This is a genomic window from Stutzerimonas sp. VN223-3, assembly GCF_045999685.1.
GTDB lineage: Bacteria > Pseudomonadota > Gammaproteobacteria > Pseudomonadales > Pseudomonadaceae > Stutzerimonas > Stutzerimonas stutzeri_AR.
On sequence record NZ_RBEC01000003.1, the window covers coordinates 779,023 to 797,890 of the forward strand.

At 59.2% G+C, this 18,868-nt stretch carries 17 protein-coding genes; 12 read left to right on the top strand and 5 right to left on the bottom strand.

The window, feature by feature from the left end; all coding sequences use genetic code 11:
• Positions 1 to 14: 14 nt before the first annotated feature.
• The 12 genes from D7241_RS19540 (at position 15) to D7241_RS19595 (ending at position 14,132) form a co-directional block, all read left to right on the top strand.
• Entirely contained in the window at positions 15 to 1,442 is a 1,428-nt protein-coding gene (locus D7241_RS19540; RefSeq protein WP_255981176.1) for a sigma-54 dependent transcriptional regulator, read from the top strand.
• Between the two features lie 658 nt (positions 1,443 to 2,100).
• Positions 2,101 to 3,498, top strand: coding sequence for a polynucleotide adenylyltransferase PcnB (locus tag D7241_RS19545; protein WP_408102900.1), 1,398 nt, complete (start codon positions 2,101 to 2,103; stop codon positions 3,496 to 3,498).
• Entirely contained in the window at positions 3,498 to 3,992 is a 495-nt protein-coding gene (folK, locus tag D7241_RS19550) for a 2-amino-4-hydroxy-6-hydroxymethyldihydropteridine diphosphokinase (RefSeq protein WP_255981172.1), read from the top strand. Before D7241_RS19545 ends, folK begins: the two co-directional genes overlap by 1 nt.
• Positions 3,993 to 4,162: 170 nt before the next feature.
• Positions 4,163 to 4,963 carry a 3-methyl-2-oxobutanoate hydroxymethyltransferase gene (panB, locus tag D7241_RS19555; RefSeq protein WP_408102901.1) on the top strand — a complete coding sequence of 267 codons (801 nt, stop codon included), beginning with the start codon at positions 4,163 to 4,165 and terminating at the stop codon, positions 4,961 to 4,963.
• A complete protein-coding gene (panC, locus tag D7241_RS19560) occupies positions 4,960 to 5,823 on the top strand; it encodes a pantoate--beta-alanine ligase (RefSeq protein WP_408102902.1) in 864 nt (287 codons plus the stop codon). The genes panB and panC overlap by 4 nt, the downstream gene beginning before the upstream one ends.
• A gap of 99 nt (positions 5,824 to 5,922) precedes the next feature.
• Positions 5,923 to 6,303 (top strand): aspartate 1-decarboxylase, encoded by a 381-nt coding sequence (panD, locus tag D7241_RS19565; RefSeq protein ID WP_025240609.1) that lies wholly within the window; start codon positions 5,923 to 5,925, stop codon positions 6,301 to 6,303.
• 357 nt (positions 6,304 to 6,660) lie between these two features.
• Entirely contained in the window at positions 6,661 to 8,325 is a 1,665-nt protein-coding gene (pgi, locus tag D7241_RS19570) for a glucose-6-phosphate isomerase (protein ID WP_408102903.1), read from the top strand.
• Positions 8,326 to 8,467: 142 nt separating this feature from the next.
• On the top strand, positions 8,468 to 9,343 hold the full coding sequence (locus tag D7241_RS19575; protein WP_408102904.1) for an oxygenase MpaB family protein: 876 nt from the start codon (positions 8,468 to 8,470) through the stop codon (positions 9,341 to 9,343).
• A 114-nt stretch (positions 9,344 to 9,457) separates the two neighbouring features.
• Positions 9,458 to 10,474, top strand: coding sequence for a class I SAM-dependent rRNA methyltransferase (locus tag D7241_RS19580; protein WP_408102905.1), 1,017 nt, complete (start codon positions 9,458 to 9,460; stop codon positions 10,472 to 10,474).
• Between the two features lie 84 nt (positions 10,475 to 10,558).
• On the top strand, positions 10,559 to 13,507 hold the full coding sequence (locus D7241_RS19585; protein WP_408102906.1) for a DUF748 domain-containing protein: 2,949 nt from the start codon (positions 10,559 to 10,561) through the stop codon (positions 13,505 to 13,507).
• A gap of 1 nt (position 13,508) precedes the next feature.
• Complete coding sequence (locus D7241_RS19590; protein ID WP_408102907.1) at positions 13,509 to 13,808, top strand: DUF2845 domain-containing protein; 300 nt, start codon at positions 13,509 to 13,511, stop codon at positions 13,806 to 13,808.
• Between the two features lie 15 nt (positions 13,809 to 13,823).
• A complete protein-coding gene (locus tag D7241_RS19595; protein ID WP_408102908.1) occupies positions 13,824 to 14,132 on the top strand; it encodes a DUF2845 domain-containing protein in 309 nt (102 codons plus the stop codon).
• 66 nt (positions 14,133 to 14,198) lie between these two features.
• On the opposite strand, the gene D7241_RS19600 is transcribed toward D7241_RS19595, so the two are convergent.
• The 5 genes from D7241_RS19600 to rbfA all read right to left on the bottom strand — a co-directional run bounded on the left by D7241_RS19600 (position 14,199) and on the right by rbfA (position 18,845).
• Complete coding sequence (locus D7241_RS19600; RefSeq protein ID WP_255981151.1) at positions 14,199 to 14,573, bottom strand: BON domain-containing protein; 375 nt, start codon at positions 14,571 to 14,573, stop codon at positions 14,199 to 14,201.
• Positions 14,574 to 14,871: 298 nt separating this feature from the next.
• On the bottom strand, positions 14,872 to 16,977 hold the full coding sequence (gene pnp / locus D7241_RS19605) for a polyribonucleotide nucleotidyltransferase (RefSeq protein ID WP_255981149.1): 2,106 nt from the start codon (positions 16,975 to 16,977) through the stop codon (positions 14,872 to 14,874).
• Between the two features lie 170 nt (positions 16,978 to 17,147).
• On the bottom strand, positions 17,148 to 17,417 hold the full coding sequence (gene rpsO / locus D7241_RS19610) for a 30S ribosomal protein S15 (RefSeq protein ID WP_255981147.1): 270 nt from the start codon (positions 17,415 to 17,417) through the stop codon (positions 17,148 to 17,150).
• Between the two features lie 117 nt (positions 17,418 to 17,534).
• A complete protein-coding gene (gene truB / locus D7241_RS19615) occupies positions 17,535 to 18,452 on the bottom strand; it encodes a tRNA pseudouridine(55) synthase TruB (protein ID WP_408102909.1) in 918 nt (305 codons plus the stop codon).
• Between the two features lie 3 nt (positions 18,453 to 18,455).
• The gene (gene rbfA, locus D7241_RS19620) at positions 18,456 to 18,845 is read right to left on the bottom strand and encodes a 30S ribosome-binding factor RbfA (RefSeq protein WP_408102910.1); all 390 of its coding nucleotides are present in this window, start codon (positions 18,843 to 18,845) and stop codon (positions 18,456 to 18,458) included.
• Positions 18,846 to 18,868: the final 23 nt, after the last annotated feature.

The window sequence follows — 18,868 nt, forward strand, 5'->3', positions numbered from 1 at the left end:
TCGAGAGAGTACTGATGTCACATATTCTGATCGTCGAAGACGAAACCATCATCCGCTCCGCCCTGCGCCGACTACTCGAACGCAACCAGTACGAGGTCAGCGAAGCCGGTTCGGTGCAGGAAGCGCAAGAGCGCTTCAGCATTCCGGGTTTCGATCTCATCGTCAGCGATTTGCGGTTGCCCGGTGCGCCCGGCACCGAACTGATCAAGCTCGCCGAGGGCACTCCGGTGCTGATCATGACCAGCTATGCCAGCCTGCGCTCGGCGGTGGACTCGATGAAAATGGGCGCTGTGGACTACATCGCCAAGCCCTTCGACCACGACGAGATGCTGCAGACCGTGGCGCGCATCCTCAACGATCGGCAACAGGCAGCCACCGCACCAGCTGCCGCATTGCGCGGCACATCTACCGCCACCGGGACTACGACCCAAGGCAACGCGGGCAACAGCGAGATCGGCATCATCGGCCGCTGCAGCCCGATGCAGGACCTGTTCGGCAAGATCCGCAAGGTCGCACCGACCGACTCTAATGTATTGATCCAGGGGGAATCGGGCACTGGCAAGGAGCTCGTCGCTCGCGCCCTGCACAATCTCTCCCGTCGGGCCAGGGCGCCCATGATTTCAGTCAATTGCGCCGCGATCCCAGAAACGCTGATCGAGTCCGAGCTCTTCGGCCATGAAAAAGGTGCGTTCACCGGCGCCAGCGCAGGTCGCGCCGGCTTGGTCGAAGCTGCCGATGGCGGAACATTGTTTCTGGACGAGATCGGCGAACTCCCCCTGGAAGCACAGGCGCGGCTGTTACGCGTGCTGCAGGAAGGTGAGATCCGCCGGGTCGGCTCTACCCAGTCGCAAAAGGTCGACGTGCGCCTGATCGCCGCGACCCACCGCGACTTGAAGACGCTGGCCAAGAGTGGACAGTTTCGCGAAGACCTTTATTACCGGCTGCATGTCATTGCATTGAAGCTACCGCCTCTACGCGAGCGCGACGGCGACGTGCTGGAGATCGCCAAGGCCTTTCTGGCGCGACAGTGCGAGCGCATGGGCGGCGACGAACTGCATTTTTCTCGCGAGGCCGAGCAGGCTGTACGGCTCTATGCTTGGCCGGGCAATGTGCGCGAATTGGAGAATGCCATCGAGCGGGCGGCAATCCTCAGCGAGAGCGCGGAGATTAGCGCCGAGCTACTGGGCATCGATATTGAGATCGACGCTCTCGATGACGATTTCGATGAATCCTGTGCTTCGCTGGGTTCCGCCGTCTCGACCAGCAACGAGCCGACCGAAGATTTGTCGCTAGAAGACTATTTTCAGCATTTCGTGCTTGAGCATCAGGACCACATGACCGAGACCGAGCTCGCCCGCAAGCTGGGCATCAGCCGCAAGTGCCTGTGGGAACGTCGCCAGCGCCTGGGAATCCCCCGACGCAAATCGAGCGCCACCGGGTAGCGAGTTGTTACCTACCTCACCGACACGTAACAGAAACCGGGTTTATCGGTAACGGGAAACCGGGTCCGCGCAAGCGAGATCAACGGATAAAAAACACAAGCTACTGATTACAAAGCATTTTTTAAAACTGGCACGGCAAATGCTTTCTATCTGGCACAACAACAATAACAAGCAGACCCACAATAAGAACAAGACGTACCGGCTCTAGCAGAATAAATACAAGAAGGCGGAGGCGTAGCTAACTGATTCTTTTGGAGAGGAAATGCCAAATGGGGTTTTGTCCCCACGACCAGGCTGAGAACAACAAGAACTGCATAAGCAGAGCCTGAACTGGTTGGATCATTTGATCGATGGCAAATCAGCGACCAAAGAAATCCGTTTGCTCTTTGCTCCCAACGTAGGAGCGATTCCCGGAAGCGATAGCTGAAAGGAACGGGTGATCAAACAAAAACAACACGCCCGAAATACTAATAACAACAAAGCACGCGACATCATTTAAAGGGGGAGCTTCGGCTCCCCCTAGTGCTTTCTGGCTTTGGCCGTTGTTTTGACACCTCCCCGCGCTTCGTTCACCATCCCTGTTCCCGGTGCTAGAATCCACGCTCGTTTCGTGGCTATTCCCTTCGCCACCTTGTCATTTCGCCACACAGTGCCTCCCATGCTGAAAAAGCTGTTCCAGTCTTTTCGTTCTCCCTTGCGCCGCTTCCCGCATCCTCGTCGCACTCCCGAAATACTGTCCAGCCGGCAGCATTCGCTGCATCGCAACGATCTCAGCCGACACGCCGTCAGCGTCGTCGAGCGACTTCAGCATGCAGGGTACGAGGCCTACGTCGTGGGCGGTTGCGTCCGCGATCTGCTGCTGGAGCTGGACCCGAAGGACTACGACGTTGCCACCAGCGCCACGCCCGAACAGGTACGCGCCGAGTTCCGCAATGCCCGAGTCATTGGTCGCCGCTTCAAGCTGGTTCACGTGCATTTCGGCCGAGAGATCATTGAGGTCGCCACCTTCCGCGCCAATCACCCGGAAGAAGATGACGACGAGGCCAGCCACCTGGCTTCGCGTAACGAAAGCGGCCGCATCCTGCGCGACAACGTCTATGGCACGCTGGAAGACGATGCCCAGCGTCGCGACTTCACTATCAATGCCTTGTATTACGATCCGTCGACCGAGCGCATTCTCGACCATACCCACGGCGTTCACGACATCCGTAACAGGCTGATCCGCCTGATCGGCGATCCCGAACAACGGTACCTGGAAGACCCGGTGCGCATGTTGCGGGCGATCCGCTTCGCCGCGAAGCTGGACTTCGACATTGAAAAACACAGCGCCGAGCCGATTGCCGATCTGGCCGATCTGCTGAACGATGTGCCTTCAGCCCGCCTGTTCGACGAAATCATCAAGCTGTTCCTCAGCGGCAAGGCCGAGCGTACCTTCGAGTTGCTGCTGGATTACGACCTCTTCGCGCCACTGTTCCCAGCCAGCGCCGAGGCGCTGGAAGACAATCCGGAATACGCAGGCACCCTGATTCGCAATGCCCTGGCCAATACCGACCAACGCATCGCCCAGGGCAAGCCGGTCACCCCCGCCTTTCTCTTTGCCGCCCTGCTCTGGCCAGCACTACCGGCACGCGTTGCCGAAGCGCAGGCCCGTGGCCTGCCGCCTATTCCGGCCATGCAGGAAGCTGCGCATGACCTGATTTGGGAACAATGCCAGCGCACCGCCATTCCCAAACGCTTCACCATGCCGATGCGGGAAATCTGGGACATGCAAGAACGCCTGCCACGTCGCCAGGGACGTCGCGCCGATCAACTGCTGGAAAACCCACGCTTTCGCGCTGGCTACGATTTTCTTCTATTGCGCGAAAGCGCCGGGGAGCAAACCGACGACCTGGGCGAATGGTGGACCGACTACCAGGAAGCCAGTGATAGCGAGCGTCGCAACATGATTCGCGGCCTCAGCAGCAAGGATGATGGCGCCGGCGCACCGCGCAAGCGCCGTCGTAGCAGCCGCCGTAAGCGCGGACCTAGCGAAAACGCGCCAGCCTCTACTGACTGATGGAACGCGTGTATATCGGCCTCGGCAGTAATCTGGCCGAACCTCGTCAGCAATTGCGCGAAGCACTCGACGCATTGGCCAGAACTCCCGAAACCCGGATTGCCGCCGTTTCCTCTCTTTATGTCAGTGACCCGCTCGGACCACCGGACCAACCGCGCTATAACAACGCCGTCGCCGCTCTGGATACTTCGCTGGCACCGCTGGCGTTGCTCGAGGCGCTGCAAGCCATCGAACTGGCCCAGGGCAGGATACGCAAAGCCGAGCGCTGGGGACCACGAACGCTGGATCTGGATATCCTGCTGTTCGGTGACCGCATCATCGACGAGCCACGCCTGACAGTCCCGCATTATCATCTGCACGCCAGGCCATTCGTGTTGTATCCCCTGGCAGATGTGGCACCTCAAGCGTTGCGACTGGCCGACGGCCGCCGCCTTGTCGATCTGCTCGCAGCCTGCCCATTCGAGGGTCTCGAGCGGTTGGACGAGCCGCTGTAACCACTCGGTAACAGTTGTAACAACGCAGGTAACACTCACGATTGACTTAGCACGCCGCCATCGGGACTATAAGCGCCCTCTGCCGGCACGCATCGAGTGGGGCAAGCCCGCCCCATCGCTGACGCTCCGACTGCAATCGTGATCTCAGAGGCTTTAGGAGGACGGCATCAATGCCAGACGTAACCCTGACTACCCTGCAAGGCCTCAAGCAGAAAGGCGAGAAGATTGTCATGCTCACCTGCTATGACGCGACCTTCGCCAAGACCGCCTGCGAAGCCGGAGTGGAGATGTTGCTGATCGGCGACTCCCTGGGCATGGTCCTGCAAGGTCACGACAGCACGCTCCCCGTTTCAGTGGACGAGATGGCTTATCACACCGCCTGCGTCAAGCGTGGGAACCGTGGCGCGATGATAGTCGCGGATCTTCCCTTTATGGCCAACGCCACCGTCGAGCAGACGTTGAACAATTCAGCCGCACTGATGAAAGCCGGCGCGCACATGATCAAGGTCGAAGGCGCAGCCTGGCTGGCCGATTCCATCCGCCTGCTGACCGAACGCGGCATTCCGGTCTGCGCGCATATGGGCCTCACCCCGCAGACAGTCAACGTTTTGGGTGGCTACAAGGTGCAAGGTCGCCAGGAAGCCCAGGCGCTGCAGATGATCGCGGACGCCAAGGCACTCGAAGCGGCGGGCGCAGCAATGCTGTTGCTTGAATGCGTGCCCAGTGAACTTGCGGCACGCATTACCCAAGCGGTTTCGGTGCCGGTAATCGGCATCGGTGCAGGCAGCTCAACCGACGGCCAGGTACTGGTACTGCATGACATGCTCGGTCTGTCCCTGAGCGGACGTGCTCCTAAATTCGTCAAGAATTTCATGCGGGAACACGGCGACATCACATCCGCCATCGCAGCTTATGTTCAGTCAGTGAAAAAAGTGGAATTCCCGGCCGCCGAACACGGGTTTTCGTCATGAACGTGGTAAAAACCGTCGCCGACCTGCGCGCCGCAGTGGCGCGCGCACGCGGGGAAGACAAGCGCATCGGCTTTGTACCGACCATGGGCAACCTGCACGCCGGTCATATCGCCCTGGTAAAGAAAGCGGGCCAGCGCGCCGACTTCGTCGTCGCGAGCATCTTCGTCAATCCGCTGCAGTTCGGTCCCAATGAAGACCTCGCCAGTTACCCGCGCACGCTTGCGGCAGATCAGGAGAAACTTTTCGATGCGGGATGCCACTTGCTGTTTGCGCCCAGCGTGGAGGAGATGTATCCCCATGGTCAGGCGCTGCAAACGATCGTCAGAGTTCCCGGCGTATCCGAGGGGCTCTGTGGCGGCAGTCGTCCAGGGCACTTCGATGGCGTCTCGACCGTAGTCAGCAAGCTGTTCAATATGGTGCTGCCCGATCTCGCCGTGTTTGGCCAGAAGGATTTCCAGCAGCTGGCAGTGATCCGCACCATGGTGCGTGATCTGAACATGCCGGTGCAGATCATTGGCGAGCCGACCATGCGTGCCGAAGACGGCTTGGCGCTGTCCTCGCGCAACGGCTACCTCAGTGCCGACGAACGCGCCACTGCCCCAGCGCTATACCGCACGCTGAATCAGCTGGCGGATGCGATTCGCAACGGGGACCGCGATTACCCGGCACTACTGGCCAAGGGACAACAGACGTTGCAAGCAGCCGGCCTACGTCCCGACTATCTGGAAATCCGTAACGCGACGGATCTGCAGCCAGCCACAGCCGATACACGCGAGCTGGTCATTCTAGTAGCAGCGTTCCTCGGCAGGACCCGTCTGATCGACAACCTGCTGGTTGATATCAGACCCACATCCGTATAACCGCCGACCATCGGCACTGCCCCGCCCGCCCCTCGGTCTTGATCACATCTGAGGGTTCGTGCACACTCTGCGCCGCTTGCGCACCCGGAGGAACCCGCCATGCACGCCATCATGCTCAAGGCCAAATTGCACCGCGCCCAGGTGACCCACTCGGTGCTGGATTATGAAGGCTCCTGCGCCATCGACGGTGACTGGCTGGACCTGGCCGGCATCCGCGAATACGAGCAAATCCAAATTTACAATGTGGACAACGGTGAACGCTTCACCACCTACGCCATCCGCGGCGAGGAAGGTTCGAAGATCATTTCCGTCAACGGCGCGGCAGCCCACAAGGCCGGCGTCGGTCATCGATTGATCATCTGCGCTTATGCGCACTACAGCGAAGCCGAGCTGGCTAGTTTCAAACCCCACGTTCTTTATATGGGCGCCGACGGCGATCTCAGCCATACCAGCAACGCCATTCCGGTACAGGTCGCCTGATCGAAATGAGCTGTACAGAAAGCCCGCAACGTCACCTACGCTGCGGGCTTTTTTGTGTCTTGGGGGTTTCCCCTGACAAGCGAAATCTGCAATGGTCCCAGTGTTCTGGCTAGTATTGGTAACACGGACGGCGAGCGCTCGGAACGCCGGGCGTTTTTCCAAGTCAGACCAGTCTCGAACGCACAGGATTGTGCCGTCGCCGCTTCGTCCCATGGAGCGGTACGCATCTACTTCGTTCAGGATGAAGGCCAGCGTGTCAGTTGATCGAATGACTGTCCGACGGCTGTAGGCATCCATGCCGTCGCATGGACGCGCAGATACGCAGGCAGTCCGCCAAGCAAAGGAAGCCGCACCACCATGAGCTATTACCAGCACCCCCTCGATGCCACCGGTCTGCCGTCCTGGAAGACCTTGGAAGAACACCGCCTGACGATGCAAAATTTCAGCATGCGCGAGGCGTTCAAGGCCGACCCGACACGCTTCAATGATCTGTCGGTTTCCTGCTGTGGCCTGTTTCTCGATTACTCTAAGAATCTAATTACCGCCGAAACCCGCACGCTGTTAGTCAATCTGGCCCGCGAAGCGGGTGTGGAACAGGCCGCTCACGCCATGTTCGAGGGCGAACGGATCAACGCTTCGGAAAACCGCCCGGTGCTGCATACTGCGCTGCGTCGTCCGATGGGCGAATCGGTGATCGTCGACGGGGAGAACATCATCCGTGACGTGCACACCGCGCTGGCGCAGATGACGGACATCGTTACCCGCATCCACAACAACCTGTGGCGTGGTTTTAGCGACAAAACCATTACCGACGTGGTGAACATCGGTATCGGCGGTTCATTCCTCGGCCCGCAGCTGGTCTCCGAAGCATTGCTGCCCTTCACTCAGCACGGCGTTCGCACCCATTATTTGGCCAACATCGACGGCAGCGAGTTCCGCGAGGTGACCGCCAAGCTGAACGTCGAAACCACACTGTTCATCATTTCCAGCAAAACCTTTGGAACTCTCGAGACGCTGAAGAACGCCCAGGCCGCGCGCACCTGGTACCTGGGCAAGGGCGGCACCGAGGAGAAGCTTTACCGTCACTTCATCGCGGTGACCAGTAACAAGCAGGCCGCAGTCGACTTCGGTATACGCGAGAAGAACATATTCCCGATGTGGGACTGGGTTGGCGGTCGCTACTCGCTGTGGTCAGCGATCGGCCTGCCCATTGCACTGGCAATCGGCATGTCGAATTTCAAGGATCTGCTGTCCGGTGCCTACAGCATGGACCAGCATTTCCTCAACGAGCCGTTCGAAAGCAACATGCCTGTTCTGCTGGCGATGCTCGGCGTCTGGTACCACAACTTCTGGGGCGCACAGAGCTACGCCTTCCTGCCGTACGATCACTACCTGCGCAACTTCGTCAAACACCTGCAACAGATGGACATGGAGTCCAACGGCAAGAGCGTCCGCCAGGACGGCACGCCGGTTTCCTGCACCACCGGCCCGGTGATCTGGGGCGGCGTCGGCGCCAACGGCCAGCACGCCTATCATCAACTGCTGCACCAGGGCACCCCGCTGATTCCGGCCGACTTCATCGTGCCGGTCGTCAGTCACAACCCGGTTGCCGATCACCACGAGTGGCTCTACGCCAATTGCCTGTCACAGAGTCAGGCACTGATGCTGGGCAAGACCCGCGAAGAAGCCGAAGCCGAACTCCGAGCCAAGGGCATGAGCGAAGCCGAGATCCAGCGCCTCGCACCGCACAAGGTGATTCCAGGCAACCGTCCGAGCAATACGGTCGTCATGGAAACCATCAGTCCGGGACGTCTCGGCGCACTGATTGCCCTGTACGAGCACAAGGTGTTCGTGCAGGGCGTGATCTGGGGAATCAATTCATTCGATCAATGGGGCGTCGAACTGGGCAAAGATCTGGGCAAGGCCGTCTACGGTCAGATGACCAGCTTCGATGCGCCGCCAGCTGAAGACGCCTCGACTCAGGGCTTGATCGATTTCTTCCGCGGTCGTCATCGCGGCTGATCTGACTGATGTAACCGGGCAGCGTAGCCATCGCTGTCCGGCCCTCCTTTCGCCTTGCCCTTCCCATCGCATCACAGCTGACCGGTAACACGAAGGCTTCGGGTAACATCCTGTTTTTCTCAAGCCATCGCTTATCGCCGCCATGGAATTTATCCGCCGTCGTATCGAATCGCAGGTGCTCAGCCTCACCGGCTTGGCCATCGGCGGCATCGATTATGAAAATCCGCCGGGCGACCCTGGACTGTTCGGCCCGGACTCGGTCTGCTGGGGCGTGCATGGCGACTTCACTTCGATGCTGGTCGGCGGCATTTCCGCCTTACTGCTGCAAGCCTTGCACCCGCTGGCACTGGCAGGTGTCTGGGATCACTCGAACTTTCGCGAAGACTTGCTTGGTCGCCTACGCCGCACCGGCCAGTTCATCTCGGCAACGACATTTGGCAGCCAGGCCGATGCACAGCGGTTGATCGAGCGGGTCCGGTCGATCCACCTGAAGGTCACCGGACACGCCGCCGACGGTCGTCCCTACGCCGCCTACGATCCAGACTTGCTGACCTGGGTGCATGTGGCTGAGGTCAGCAGCTTTATCAAAGCGCATCTGCGTTACCTAAATCCCGCCCTCCCCGATAACGAGCAAGATCGCTATTACGCGGAAGTCGCCCTAATTGCCGAAAGTCTTGGCGCACGGAACGTACCGCGCTCCAGAGAACAGGTCGCGAACTACCTGGAGGCAGTACGGCCACAGCTACGATGTGACGAGCGCTCCCGGGAGATCATTCGCGTACTTTTCAGCGCCCCGGCGCCCAGCATGTTGGCTAGACCTTTTGGCGCCCTGATGATGCAAGCCGGCGTTGAGCTGCTGCCGGACTGGGCAAGCGCCATGCTTGGGCTACAGCAGGGACCGCACCAGCGCCAATTGATCCGGTTCGGGGTCAGGCGCACCGCGCCTGTGCTTCGCTGGGCGGTGCGCAGTGGTTCGGTACATCGAGCGCGGCGCCGCATGGGCCTGCCAAGCCGCTAGCCTGCTTGGCAAGTTTTGCAGGTGGAGTCGCCCCGAACGCTGAGACAGCATCACGCAGGCTCAACGCCGGTGTTTTCCGATAAACTGCGCGCCCATTTCTCCGAGTCGCCACGCATGCCCTCTCTCGAACAGGCTCTGCGCGCCGCCTACCGCAATCGCGAAGGATTGCTCATTCAACTACACGACCAGGCTACCGACTGTTACCGGTTGTTCCACGGCAGCCAGGAAGGTGCTCCAGGCCTGACGGTCGACCGTTACGGCCCGCAGCTACTGGTGCAGAGCTTTCATCAAACCCTCGAACGTGACGCGCTGCTGGCCCTGCATGAGCAGGTTTGCGCAAGCCTCGGCGGGCACCTGTCTCTCGTCTATAACGACCGCTCCCAGGGCAATTCGCGCATCGATAGAAACGACCCGGTGTACCGCGCCGATGCAACCGCACTGGAAGATCAGGTCGGGCGGGAATGGGGCATCAATTACCGCGTGCGCGCTCGTCACAGCGGCCAGGATCCGCTGCTGTTTCTCGATCTGCGCAATGTTCGCGGCTGGGTCAAGACCAACAGCGCCGGCAAGTCGGTTCTCAACCTTTTCGCCTATACCTGCGGCGTCGGTCTTTGCGCCGCAGCCGGCGGTGCGCGCGAGGTCTGCAACCTGGACTTCGCCGAAAGCAACCTGGCGGTCGGGCGGGAGAACGGCGCGCTCAACCCCGACCTGGCGCCCATGCAGTTCGTTCAATCGGACTATTTTCCGGCCATCCGGCAGTTGGCGGGCTTGCCGGTTCCGCAGCGACGCGGTCGTCAGCTTCCTGAGTATCCCCGCCTCGCACCGAAGCAGTTCGACCTAGTACTGCTCGATCCTCCGGCCTGGTCGAAAAGCGCATTCGGCACGGTCGACCTGTTACGTGACTACCAAAGCCTGCTCAAACCCGCCCTGCTCGCCACCGCCGATGGTGGCGTGCTGATCTGCTGCAACAACCTGGCGAAGGTCCATCTGGAAGACTGGCGCGAACAGGTGCTGCGCTGCGCGACCAAGGCCGGAAGGCCGGTACGTCATTGGCAGGCACTGTCACCCGCAGCGGATTTTCCGTCAGCCGACGGACAGCCCCCACTGAAGGTCCTCGTACTGCAATTGTGAAGTGCCGTAGACGCCAGCGTGCCAGAGGAACCCGCGTCTCGTGCCATACTCCAAGGCATTCCATCGCCTGGAAAGTAGATCCGCATGCCCAACGGAATGAAGCGCGTACTCATCGGCCTGATGGCCGCTCTGGTCTGCTATTGCCTCCTCGGCTTTCTGATACTGCCCGGTGTCGCCCAGCGTGTCGTGAATCAGCAGCTGATTCAGTACGCAACGGTACCGGCACGGCTGGAGCGGATCGAATTCAACCCGTTCAGTCTCGAACTCACACTGTTCAACCTGCGCCTTGGCGAAGAAAAACAGCAGCAACTCGGCTTTGAGCGCCTCTATCTCGACCTGGAATGGAGCAGCCTGTGGCGTCGCGTCCTGCAGATCGAGAACATAGAACTGATTCAACTGCACACCGAAGTGGTCTTCGACAAGAACGGCGTACTCAATCTGGCCCAGCTATTCGATCTGCCACCCGCTACAGACGAGGAGAGCCCGGACGAGACTGATGACGAACCCTTCGCACTGCGCATCGGCCGGCTTCAGTTGGTGAAAGGCTCGGTCCACTTCGCCGATCAACGACCCGAGGAGCCTATCGATTTTCTGCTCGATTCGCTCAACTTCGAATTGCTCAACTTCGCCACCCGTTCGGATGACGCAGCCGACGCGGTCCTGGTCGCCACCGGCCCCAGCGGTGCCCGTGTGGACTGGACAGGACAGGTCAATCTGGCACCGATCAGGTCGTCCGGTCGGCTAGAAATTAGTAACCTGATGCTGAAGGACTTCTGGGCATATGCACATGACGCGATACCGCTGCAGCTACAGGAAGGTCAACTGAGTTTCGCCAGCGACTATCGACTCGACCTTGCGGAACGCACCGAGCTGCAACTGAGCGATCTGAATGCGCAACTGGCGCCACTTAAACTCCACGCCCCCGATGGACAGCCGCTGGTTCAACTGGAAAACCTGGAAATCAGCCAGACTTCGCTGGATCTGGCCAAGCAGCAGGTGGTAATCGGTCAGCTGCGAAGCCGCAAGCTAGAAACCTGGGCAACCCGTGAGCACGACGGCGAGCTGAACTGGCAGAAGCTGCTCACATCCTCACCGGATGCAGCCGATGACCAGAGCCAGACGATCCAGGAAACAGACAATACCGAGCCACCGCAATCACCCTCGTCTGACGACGGTACTACAGCAGACAGTAATGCCTGGCAGGTTCTGTTGCGTGACGCACAGCTGCGCGACTATCAGGTGCATCTGAGCGATCGCGTGCCAGATGAAGAAGTCACCTTGGAGCTGGGTCCGCTGAATCTCGATGTGTCCGACTTCGACAGTCTGGGCACCTCTCCTTTCAGCCTCGAACTGGACACAGCCGTTGGCAATCAGGGCTCGCTGCAGGCAGAGGGGCAGCTGCAACTAAAGCCTGCTACAGGGAGGCTGAGCATCAAGACGCAGGATATCGACCTGCGCATCGCCCAGGCCTACCTGACACCCTTCGTGCATCTGGAATTACGCAGCGGGCTCCTGGCCAGCCAACTGGAATTCGAACTGACCGGCACCGAACCGCTGGCGTTCAATCTCGGAGGGGCTGCCGAGATCACCCAGATGCACACGCTGGATACAATCAACGACCGCGACTTCGTCAAATGGCAGCGTCTGCAGCTCGGCGGGCTCGATTACCGACACCCTCAGCAATTACAGATAGAGCGTATCGACCTGACGCAGCCCTATGCACGCTTCATCATCAATCCAGACCTCACCACCAACATCAACGATCTGCTGGTGGACAAGACGCCAACCGCCGATAGCGACGCAACTCCCGGCGCAACGGAGCCGACGGAGCCGATGGCCATCCACATCGGCGGAATCTCAATCAACGACGGATCGGCGAATTTCTCCGACCTCAGTTTGCGCCCGCCGTTTATCACGGCGGTGCAGGAGCTCAATGGCGAAATCGGAACGATCGACAATCGGGAACAGTTGTCAGCTTCGGTTGATATCAAAGGTAAGGTCGACCGCTACGCACCGGTGAGCATCAAGGGGGAGCTCACCCCCTTCGATCCGTTGCAGAGTCTTGATATCGCTACCAGCTTCAGGCAAGTCGAACTGACCACCCTTTCCCCCTACTCCAGCAAGTTCGCCGGTTACCGCATCCGCAAGGGCCGGCTCGATCTCGACCTGCATTACCGCATCCAGCAGGGCCAACTGAATGCCGAAAATAAAGTCGTGCTGCAGCAGCTACAGCTCGGCGAGCAGGTCGACAGCCCCGAGGCAGTTGACCTGCCGGTGCGATTGGCCGTCGCGCTATTGAAGGACAGTCGGGGCACGATCTCTATCGAGCTGCCGGTACAGGGCAACCTCAACAACCCCCAATTCGATGTCATGCCCATCGTCTGGCAGACACTGCGCAACCTCATCGCGCGCGCGGTCAAGGCACCTTTCAAGTTTCTTGCCGGGCTCGCGGGTGGCGACCAGGGCGACCTCAGCCAAGTGCTCTTCGCTCCAGGCAGCAGCGACCTCGATCAGCAGGCGCGCGGCAACCTTGACACCCTGGCCCATGCTCTGCAGGAACGCCCAGTGTTACGCCTTGAAGTCGAAGGCCAGAGCTCGCCACAAGCGGACGGGCCGCTGCTGGCCGAACAGTGGTTGCAACGCGAATATCAGGAAACTTGGTACAAAATGCTGCAACGTCGTGGCGACAAGGTGCCTGCCGATGCCGCGCAGCTGGAAGTCGGCGAGGAGGAGAAAACCGCATTGCTAGAGGGCATCTACCGCAGCAGGCTTGGACAACAACCGCCTGCTCAATGGGACGAGCTCGACGAGCAGGTACGCAGCGAGAAGATGCGCGACGCGGTGGTAGCCAGCCGAGCAGACAGCACCGCCCTGCTGCGTCGGTTGAGCCGCGACCGTGCCAGTTCAATCAAAGAATATTTGGTCGAACAGGCAGGCCTGGATGATTCGCGGGTATACCTGCTGGACACTGGCATCAGCCATACCGGACAGGACGGACAAATCCCGACGCCCTTGCACCTTGGAACCGAGTGAAATGCCAGCTCTTATCGGTCGTGCCCTGTTACTCGTTTTGGCGCTTTCAGCCTCGCTATCGCAGGCCGATACGCTACGCTGCGGCAGCCAACTGGTCAGCACTGGCGATAGGGCATTCGAAGTAGAACGCAAGTGCGGCGCACCTGTTCAGCGCGATCTGATTGGCTACACGCTTGGTCCCCAGGCCAGGCAGGAATTGGTCATAGAGGAATGGCTTTACGGTCCCAACAACGGCATGCTCAGCATTCTCACCTTCGAGGGCAACCGACTGACACGCATCGAGTCGCGCCGCGCTCGCTGAACAAAAGGATTTTCCATGCCTCCCGCTTTGCCTGTCGTCCTGCTGAGCCTGTTCATGTTCGCTTGCAATGCCCAAGCGTCCTCGACTTATCGTTGTAACAGCGCCCTGGTCAGCCTTGAAGCGTCTACAGCCGAAGTCAGAAACAAATGCGGCGAGCCGTCCAGCGCCTCGCTAGTCGGCTACAAGGAAGTCGTCGATGAATATGGCTTCCGCCAGGAAGTGCAGGTTGAAGAGTGGGTCTACGGGCCGAACAACGGCATGTACCATTTCCTACGGTTCGAAGGGAACCGCTTGCGCCGAATAGAGAGCCAACGCGGTCGTTGAAATCACAAAAAGCCCCACGCGAAGGTGGGGCTCGTTCTCACCGCTTACGCGATGGGGAGATTTCGATTAGTCGACAGTTTTTAGGCCATCCGCAGAAACGTCGCGGACGCCTTTCACAGCTTTGGCCTTGTTGACGGCCATTTCACGCTCGGCCTCAGTTGCGACAGTGCCGGACAGCGACACCACACCATCTTTGGTCTCTACTTCGATATCCATACCGGGAGTGGCATCTTCGGCCAGCAGGGACGACTTCACCTTGGTGGTGATCCAGGTATCGGAAACAGCATCGCCAGCCTTATCCATAGTGTCGTTCGTGGCCAGCATGACGGTATCAGTGTTATCCAGCGCTGGCGTGGTGTCAGCGAACGCAACGCCTGTCATAGGCAAGCTCAGCGCAGCGACGGCGGCAGCAGCGGTAAGAGAGTTCTGGATCATATTCATAGTGGCACTCCTGTTTTCTTCAAATGTCTGCGGCATCACTCCGACCGCAGATTCACAGGTAACATCGCAAGCACCATGCCATTTTTTACCCAAAAAATGTACTTTAAAATCAATAACTTAATAAAAGCAGTAGCTGAAAGCCACTAGCACACTGCATGTTCGGCCTCAGCGAAGCGTGCAACTTGCAACCCAGATGCCGCAAGCGCGACACCCGTTTTCATAAAAGGGTGGTCCGTGAATACTGAGGAATGAAAAAGGACCCCGGAGGGTCCTTTCTTCATCGCTATCGCCGTTGCATTTAGGCGCCGGAGGCTTCGGCAGCTGCCACATCCTTGATTGATAGCTTGATACGACCGCGGTTATCGACGTCCAATACCAGAACCTTCACTTCCTGGCCTTCCTTGAGCACGTCGGTGACTTTCTCGACGCGCTGATCGCTCAGCATCGAAATATGCACCAGACCGTCCTTGCCCGGCAGGATATTGACGAAGGCACCGAAGTCGACGATGCGCTCCACCTTTCCAACATAGATCTTACCGATCTCGGCCTCGGCAGTGATGCCCAGTACGCGCTGCTTGGCGGCCTCGGCAGCTTCCTTGGTTTCGCCGAAGATCTTGATCGAGCCGTCGTCTTCGATATCGATCGAGGCTTTGGTTTCTTCGCAAATGCTACGGATAGTGGCGCCGCCCTTGCCGATAACATCGCGGATCTTGTCCTGGTCGATCTTCATCGCAATCATGGTCGGTGCGTTCGCCGACAGCTCGGTGCGCGACTGCGCGATGACCTGATTCATCTGGCCAAGGATGTTCAGACGCGCTTCCAGCGCCTGCTCCAGCGCCTGCTCCATGATCTCTTCGGTGATGCCTTGGATCTTGATGTCCATCTGCAGCGCGGTGACGCCCTTGGCGGTACCGGCAACTTTGAAGTCCATGTCGCCCAGGTGATCTTCGTCACCGAGGATGTCGGTCAATACGGCGAACTTCTCGCCTTCTTTGACCAGACCCATGGCGATACCGGCAACTGGTGCCTTCATGGGTACGCCGGCATCCATCAGCGCCAGCGAAGCACCACAGACCGAAGCCATGGAGCTGGAACCGTTGGACTCGGTGATTTCCGAAACGACACGGATGGTGTATGGGAATTCGTCGGCACTTGGCAGCATGGCAGAAACGGAGCGACGGGCCAGACGGCCATGACCAATTTCGCGGCGACCGGTAGCGCCCATGCGTCCACACTCGCCCACCGAGTACGGCGGGAAGTTGTAATGCAGCATGAAGGGGTCTTTCTTCTCGCCTTCGAGCGTGTCGAGCAGTTGGGCGTCACGCGCAGTACCCAGGGTAGCAACCACCAGCGCCTGAGTTTCGCCACGGGTAAACAGCGCCGAACCGTGGGTCTTGTCGAGCACGCCGACTTCGATGTTCAAGCCACGTACGGTACGGGTATCACGACCGTCGATACGCGGCTTGCCGTTGACGATGTTCTCGCGCACGGTACGGTATTCGATTTCGCCGAAAGCGTCTTTCACTTCGCCGGCAGAAGGCTGGCCTTCTTGGCCAGAGAATTTGGCGACGATCTGGTCACGCAGCTCACCCAGGCGCGCATAGCGATCCTGCTTGATGATAATGGTGTAGGCCTGGGAAATCGCCTCGCCGAACTCGCTACGAATGGCAGTGAGCAGAGCCGTGTTTTCCGCCTTCGGTTGCCAGTCCCAGGTCGGCTTGGCGGCTTCAGCAGCCAGCTCGGTTACAGCCTGGATCACAGCCTGGAATTCGTCATGGGCGAACAATACGGCGCCCAGCATCTGGTCTTCGGTCAGCTCTTTGGCTTCGGACTCGACCATCAGCACGGCGTCCTTGGTACCCGCGACGACCATGTCCAGGCTGGATGCCTTGAGCTGCTCGTAAGTCGGGTTCAGCAGGTAGCCGGTTTCCGGGTGGAAGGCGACGCGCGCGGCACCGATCGGACCGTTGAACGGAATGCCGGAAATGGCCAGCGCAGCGGAGGTACCGATCATCGCAGCGATGTCCGGATCGGTCTTCTTGCTGGTCGACACGACGGTGCAGATAACTTGCACTTCGTTCTGGAAACCTTCCGGAAACAGCGGACGAATCGGGCGATCGATCAGTCGCGAGGTCAGAGTTTCCTTCTCGGATGGACGCGCTTCGCGCTTGAAGAAGCCGCCAGGGATCTTGCCGGCTGCGTAGGTCTTTTCCTGATAATGAACTGAAAGCGGGAAAAAGCCCTTGCTTGGGTCTGCTGTCTTGGCGCCGGTGACGGCCACCAATACGGTGACGTCCTCGTCAACGGTGACCAGCACTGCGCCGGAGGCTTGACGGGCGATACGGCCAGTCTCGAGGGTAACGGTCGACTGACCGAACTGGAATTTCTTGATTACCGGGTTCACGGTGTTTTCCTTCTCTCTATTGCCTTTGGGGGAAATCGGCGGGAGCGGCGGGAATCGGACCCGATCTCTCCTGCAAAAGCCAAAAAGCTGGAAGCCCGAAGCTGGAAGCGGAGAACTCCTCCGACATACAACTTCAAGCTTCCAGCTCCCGGCTTCAAGCTCGCTACGTCTTAACGACGCAGACCCAGACGACCGATCAGGGCGCTGTAACGAGTGGTGTCCTTGCCCTTCAGGTAATCCAGCAGCTTACGACGCTGGTTGACCATACGGATCAGGCCACGACGGGAGTGGTGGTCCTTACCGTTGGCCTTGAAGTGACCTTGCAGCTTATTGATGTTGGCGGTCAGCAGGGCAACCTGCACTTCCGGAGAACCGGTATCGCCTTCAGCTTGCTTGTACTCGTTAACGATCTGGGATTTTTCTTCAACGCTAAGTGCCATGATGGGCTCCTTATATGAACAGGCCGGGACGTGTCCCGTGTTTTAAATAAGGAATGACCGTGCCTGCCGACAGCCATCCTCGTAACGCGGCACGCTTTGAGGCGCACTGCGTATCGGTCATTCCGACCGAATCAACCGACGCGGCGCAATACGCCCGTCTTCACTCACTTCACCGATGCCAATGAAGCGACCATTATGATCCTGTACCCGCAGCATGCCGAACTTCGGCGCTTCCGGCGCACGTACCGGCTGGCCATGCAGCCAATAAAAGGCGCTGTGCTCTGACAGCTGCAGCAGCGGCCAATGCTCGAGCCCGCTATCGATCGGCTTTAGAAAGGCGTCGACCGCGTCCGCACCGCCCTCGGCATGTACTCGTTCGAGTTCCTCGAGACTGACTGTCTGAGCCAAGTGGAAAGGCCCAGCCTGGGTCCGACGCAGCTCGGCCACGTGTGCACCGCAACCCAGCTCGTGCCCGATATCCTCGACCAGCGTCCGAATATAGGTGCCTTTGCTGCACGCCACGGCAAAGCGGGCCTGATCCGCTTCCAACGAAAGCAAATCCAAGCTCGCAATGGTAACAGAACGCGGCTCGCGCTCCACCACCTCTCCTGCACGCGCCAGCTTGTACAGTGGTTGGCCATCGCGCTTGAGCGCCGAATACATCGGCGGCACCTGCTGGATGTCTCCACGAAACTGCGGAAGTACTGCTTCGAGCTGCGCCTGGCTGATCGTTACCGGCTTGCGTGCGAGCACCTCGCCTTCCGCATCGGCGGTCGTAGTGGTGACACCAAGCTGCGCCAATGTTTCATAGCCCTTGTCGGCGTCTAGTAGGTACTGAGAAAACTTGGTTGCCTCACCGAAACACAATGGCAGCACGCCGGTAGCCAGCGGATCGAGGCTACCCGTATGGCCGGCTTTCTCGGCGTTGAGCAACCAGCGAACCTTTTGTAACGCTGCATTGGAGCTAAAACCGCGGGGCTTATCGAGGAGAATGATGCCGCTGACTGCGCGGCGAACGCGTTTTACCTGTGCCAAACGTTATTCTCCACCGTCATCGCTGTGTTTGCGATCTTCCGCGACGGCACGCTCGATAAGCGACGTCAGCTCCACACCGCGACGAACGCTGGCGTCGTAATTGAAATGCAATTGAGGCACGGTGCGTAGTTTCATCGCCTTACCCAGCTGCATCCTTAAAAAACCGCTGGCATCGTTGAGAATCCGAAGATTGCCTCTGACCGCATCCTCGTCGTCATCCTTGCCCATGATAGTGATGAACACCTTGGCATGGGAAAGATCACGACTGACCTCGACACCGGTAATGGTGACTAGCCCCAGGCGCGGGTCCTTGACTTCACGTTGAATCAACAGCGCCAGCTCGCGCTGCATCTGGTCGCCGATACGCTGGGTACGGCTGAATTCTTTGGCCATAAGATCCGCCTCAAGCTGCAAGC